This window comes from Arthrobacter sp. 2YAF22_2 (assembly GCF_052114645.1).
Taxonomy (GTDB): domain Bacteria; phylum Actinomycetota; class Actinomycetes; order Actinomycetales; family Micrococcaceae; genus Arthrobacter.
The window spans coordinates 1-5,462 of the sequence record NZ_JBFRFD010000240.1 but is presented as its reverse complement, the minus strand read 5'-3'; the positions used below and the strand labels follow the sequence as shown (position 1 = coordinate 5,462).

Here is a 5,462-nt window from a genome sequence, read left to right as displayed (position 1 = left end):
AGAACAACTGCCGGGCGTGGGGCTGCCCACCCCGGGCTGTGATTCCTGCCACCGCTGCTGCCGCGGCGCCCCAGCTGACAGGCTGTCGTTATCTTTTGGGGCCGATTTTCGGCACAATCAAAGGCATGACTCCTAGCGCGGCGGCAACGAACGGCACGGCACCCAACAGCATTCCATCAGACGGCTCAGCAACGAGCGGCACGGCAACGAGCGGCCTCGACGCCGGCCACCCCCTGATGGATGGCCGTACCGCCGACTCGCCGCTGATCACTGCCTACCGCGGCGGAAAGCCCTCCCGGCGCCCGGTCTGGTTCATGCGCCAGGCCGGCCGCTCGCTGCCCGAATACCTCAAGGCGCGCGAAGGTGTGGCCATGTTGGACTCCTGCCTGCGCCCCGAGTTGGCCTCCGAAATCACCCTGCAGCCCGTGCGCCGGCACGACGTCGACGCGGCGATCTTCTTCTCGGACATTGTCATCCCGCTCAAGCTGGCCGGCGTGGGCGTGGACATCGTTCCCGGCGTGGGCCCGGTGCTGGAGAAACCGGTGCGCACCGCCGCGGACGTTGCCGCCCTGCCGCAGCTGACGTGGGAAGCCCTGGAACCGATCCGCGAAGCCGTCCGGCTCACGGTGGCAGAACTCGGCACCACCCCGCTGATCGGCTTTGCCGGTGCGCCCTTCACACTGGCCGCGTACATGGTGGAGGGCAAGCCGTCCCGCGACCACCTCGGCCCGCGCACCATGATGCACGCGGACCCGGACACCTGGACCGCGCTGGCCAACTGGGCCGCGGACGCCTCCGGGCTGTTCCTCCGCGCCCAGCTGGAAGCCGGCGCCTCTGCGGGCCAGCTCTTCGACTCCTGGGCCGGCTCGCTGGGACTGGCCGATTACACCCGTTTCGTGGCCCCGGCATCCGCCCGTGCCCTGGACCACGTCCGGCACCTCGGCGCACCCCTGATCCACTTCGGCACCGGCACCTCGGAACTGCTGGTCGCCATGCGCGACGTCGGCGTCGACGTCGTGGGGGTCGACTACCGTCTGCCGCTGGACGAGGCGAACCGCCGGCTCGGCGGCACCGTGCCGCTGCAGGGCAATATCGACCCGGCGCTGCTCTCCGCGCCCTGGGAGATCCTCGAAGCCCACGTGCGCGACGTCATTGCGGCCGGCGCTTCGGCCCCCGGCCATGTACTGAACCTGGGCCACGGAGTGCCGCCGGAGACCGACGCTGCGGTGCTGACCCGCGTCGTCGAACTGATCCACTCGATCGCCCCGGAGTAACGCCGTGGCAACAGACGCCGACTCTTCCGCGGCGCTCTCTGCCGCGCCGACCGCCGTGGTGGTGGGCGGCGGGATTTCCGGCCTGCTGGCCGCCCGGGAGCTCGCCCGCGCCGGCGTCCGGACCACGGTGCTGGAAGCAACTGAGGAGTGGGGCGGCTGTGTCGGCAGCCACGTGGTGGCAGGTCTGACCCTGGACAGCGGCGCCGAATCCTTCGCCACCCGCACCCCCGCCGTGGCCGGGCTGGCCGAGGAACTGGGCCTCGGCGCGCAAATCGTCCCGCCGAACCCGGGCGGCGCCTGGGTCCAGCTGCCCGAGGGGCCGCGGGAGCTGCCCAAGACCGGCGTGCTGGGCATCCCCGCCAACCCCTGGGACCCCGAAGTCCGGCGTTCCCTTGGCCTGCTCGGATCCCTCCGCGCTTCCTTGGACGCCCTGCTGCCCGCGGCCGTGGGCACGAGGGCCGGGTCCACCAGTATTGCCGCACTGGTCCGCGCCCGGATGGGCAGCCGCGTGCTGGACCGGCTCGTCTCGCCGGTGGTCGGCGGGGTGCACTCGGCCGACCCGGCCCTGCTCGACGTGGATATGGTGGCGCCCGGACTGCGTGCCGGTATCCGCACGCACGGCTCGCTCGCCGCCGCCGTGGCCGCCCAGCGCCGGGGAGCCGCCCCGTCGGCGACTGCCCCGACGGGCGCCACGCCGGCTGCCCAGCGGTCCGGCACCCCCCGGCCCGGCCTGCAGAAGGCGGGTTCCGCGGTCGCCGGCCTCCGCGGCGGCATGCACACCCTGATCGACGCGCTGGTCCGGGAGCTGCGCGGGCTGGACGTGGCCCTGCTCAGCGGGACGCGTGCGGACGGGGTGCAGCGCACCCTCGGCGGCTGGCGGGTCACCGCGGGCCGCTCCGTGTTTGATGCCGAGAGGCTGGTCGTCGCGGTCGAGGGTCCGGCTGCCGTCGCGCTGCTCGCCGGTACGCTGCCGGGACTGACCGAACTGCGCCCGGCAGCGGGCCCGGACGTGCGGCTGGTGACCCTGGTGCTGGACTCTCCGGACCTCGATACCGCACCGCGCGGCACCGGAGTCCTGGTGTCCCCGCAAAGCCCCGGCATCCGCGCCAAGGCGCTCACCCACGCCACCGCCAAATGGGCGTGGCTGGCCGAGCGCACCCCGCCCGGCAGGCATGTGCTGCGCCTGTCCTACGGACGAGGTGACGGAAGCCCGGCCGGCGGGGCAGGCCGGGCCCGCCGGGAGCCCGGTACCGACGAAGAATTGTTCGACGCCGCGCTGGAGGATGCCGCCACGCTGCTGGCCGTCCCGCTGTCCCGGTCCGCCGTCGTCGGCTGGGACGTGGTGCGCTGGTCCGGGGCGTTGCCGTTCGCCTCGCTCGGCCACAAACGGCGCGTCGACCAGGTGCGGCGGCTCTGCGCAGCCGAGGGAAGCCTCGCCGTCGTCGGCGGCTGGCTCTCCGGAAACGGCCTCGCCGCAATCGTCGCCGACACCCCTTCGCAGGTGGCCGCGCTGCTGCCCTGAGGTCCGCAGAAGCAGACCGGAGGCGGGATTTTTCGGGCTCCTACAGCAGGCCGCTACCCGGAAAACAGCCGTTTGGGCAAATTTTCCCCGGGCGCCTTCCGCGGCTAGGCTCGATGACCATGGTTATGCACAGGTCCGAAGTTCCAGAGACGCCGGCCAGCCACCATGGGGGACTCCGGCGCGGCGCGGCAGCGGCAGCCCTTGGAGCGGTACTGGCACTCACCGCAGGGGTTCCTGCCACACACGCCGCCACGCCGACGCCCAGCCCGGACGCGCCGTCGGCCTCCATTTCGGTCGGCATCGACGGGGTGCTCGGCGGCCTCCTGGGCTCCTGGCCGACTCCCTCGCCGACGTCCGGCTCCGCCACTCCCGGCCCGACTCAAAGCACGTCGCCGCCGACGTCGACGGCGCCCGCACCGTCGACGGGTCCGGACCAGCGTGCTTCCCGGCGGCCCACCGTTCCGCCGGTCGCGCCCACGACCTCCGCGCCGCAACCGGTCCCGTCCGAGTCGGCGTCGCCGGTAACCGGCCAGCCGACGGGCAGCCAGCAGGCCCCGGCACCGGACCAGCCGCCCGGCAGCACCGCCCCCGGCGGAAACGCGGGCCAGACAGCCCCCGGCAGCGCGGTGCCTGACAGTGCGGTCCCCGGCGGCGCTGCGGGCACCTCTCCGGCAGCCCCGGGCGGAGCGCTCCAGTCGGGCGCCACGACGTCGGCAGCCACGGCCACGGCAGCATCCCCGCCGGCCCCCGCCAAGTCGGGGGACGAGATGGAGGCCGCCTCGGCCGTCGACCCGGCCGGCCCCTCCGCCCTGGTGGGCTGGGGCATCTGCCTGGTGGCCGTGTCCCTGGGCGCGGGCGCCGTCGTCCTCCGGTTGCGCAGGATGTAGGCCGCCCGATTCTTCCGGAGGCCCTCGCTTTGGTCGTCCGTTAGCGGCCATCTGCGGCAAACGGGCGGTCGCCGATGCTTGCGGACACTCAGGCGGGGGCGATCGGCGCCGGCTGCCCTGTTCGGGGACGAGCGGCGGTACGCCGCAACGCCCCCCCGTGTGAAATTAAGCACTTCTACGCGCTGTAGAAGTGCTCTATTTCGACTTAGCTCCGGGGAGGGGGCAGACTGGTATCCATGAGCCACACTTCTGCCGAATCTGTCACTAAAACCGGAAAAACAGCAGCCGAAGAATCCGGCGAGCAGTTCTTCACGCTCTGGACGGTCTTCAAGCGTTCTGCCGACGTCCTGCGCAGCGGCGACGCCGCCGAGGACTTCGAGGCGCTCTTGGCCCGGCTGGCCGAGGACGGCGTCGTCCACCGCGGCAGCTACGACGTTTCGGCGATGCGCTCCGACGCGGACGTCATGATCTGGCTGCACGGCCCGAAGGCCGAAGCGCTGCAGCGCGCCGTGCGCGACATCCGCCGGAGCAAGCTGTTCACCGRCACCGAAATCGCGTGGTCCGCCATGGGCGTGCACCGCGAGGCCGAGTTCGCCAAGAACCACACCCCGGCGTTCTCCCGCGGCGTGGAACCGGCCGAATGGCTCTGCGTCTACCCCTTCGTGCGCTCCTACGAGTGGTACCTGCTGCCGGATGCCGAACGCGGCGCGATGCTTCGCGACCACGGGATGCTGGGCCGCGACTTCCCGCAGGTCATCTCCAACACGGTGTCCTCCTTCGCGCTGGGGGACTGGGAATGGATCCTGGGCCTCGAAGCCCCGGAGCTCGTGGACCTSGTKGACCTGATGCGCCACCTGCGCGGCACCGACGCCCGGCACCACGTTCGCGAGGAAGTCCCCTTCTACACCGGCCGCCGGGTCAGTGCCGTCGAGATTGCCGAGGTCCTCGCATGAGCCCGCTGGATCCGCAAGTAACCGCCGATAATCCCGTCACCGAGGCCGGCCGGCTGGCCGCCAAGGAGTACGACGCCGTACTCCTCGCCTCCTTCGGCGGCCCCGAAGGCCAGGAAGACGTTATCCCGTTCCTGCGCAACGTGACCCGCGGCCGCGGCATCCCGGACGAACGGCTCGAAGAGGTTTCGCACCACTACCGCGCCAACGGCGGCATCAGCCCGATCAATCAGCAGAACCGCAATCTCAAGGCCGCCATGGAGGCTGAACTCGCCAACCGCGGCATCGGCCTGCCCGTGTTTTGGGGCAACCGCAACTGGGACCCCTATATCCCGCAGACCCTGCAGGACATCTACGACGCCGGTCACCGCAAGGTCCTGATGGTCACCACCAGCGCCTACTCCTGCTACTCCAGCTGCCGGCAATACCGTGAGGACATCGGCCTGGCGCTGACCGAATCCGGGCTGGACGGCAAACTCGAAGTGGACAAGGTCCGCCAATACTTCGACCACCCGGGCTTCGTGGAGCCGTTCATCGAAGGCACCGCCGCCGGCCTCGCCGACGTCCGCGCACAGCTGGCCGCGGCGGGCACCCCGGACGCACCGGTCCATATCCTGTTCGCGACCCACTCCATCCCCACCCGCGACGCCGAAGCCGCCGGCCGCTCCGAGGCCGAACCCCGCCAGTTCGAGCAGGACTCCGCCTACGTGGCCCAGCACCTAGCGACCGGCACCGAGGTCATCCGCCGGGTCGAAGCCGAGACCGGCGACACCGCGCCGTGGTCCCTCGTGTACCAGTCGCGTTCCGGCGCCCCGCATGTGCCCTGGCT

Annotated in this window: 5 protein-coding genes; all 5 read left to right on the top strand. The window is 71.7% G+C overall.

Going from position 1 to position 5,462, the window contains the following annotated elements:
• Positions 1-125 precede the first annotated feature (125 nt).
• Positions 126-1,274 (top strand): uroporphyrinogen decarboxylase, encoded by a 1,149-nt coding sequence (gene hemE, locus AB4Y86_RS11065; protein ID WP_441402283.1) that lies wholly within the window; start codon positions 126-128, stop codon positions 1,272-1,274.
• Positions 1,275-1,278: 4 nt separating this feature from the next.
• Positions 1,279-2,796, top strand: coding sequence for a protoporphyrinogen oxidase (gene hemG / locus AB4Y86_RS11060; protein WP_441402282.1), 1,518 nt, complete (start codon positions 1,279-1,281; stop codon positions 2,794-2,796).
• A 119-nt stretch (positions 2,797-2,915) separates the two neighbouring features.
• Positions 2,916-3,683, top strand: coding sequence for a hypothetical protein (locus AB4Y86_RS11055; protein WP_441402281.1), 768 nt, complete (start codon positions 2,916-2,918; stop codon positions 3,681-3,683).
• Positions 3,684-3,919: 236 nt separating this feature from the next.
• Positions 3,920-4,636 carry a hydrogen peroxide-dependent heme synthase gene (gene hemQ / locus AB4Y86_RS11050; protein WP_441402280.1) on the top strand — a complete coding sequence of 239 codons (717 nt, stop codon included), beginning with the start codon at positions 3,920-3,922 and terminating at the stop codon, positions 4,634-4,636.
• Positions 4,633-5,462, top strand: an 830-nt coding sequence (locus AB4Y86_RS11045; RefSeq protein ID WP_441402279.1) for a ferrochelatase, incomplete at its 3' end; no start/stop codon positions are given. The genes hemQ and AB4Y86_RS11045, both read left to right, overlap by 4 nt.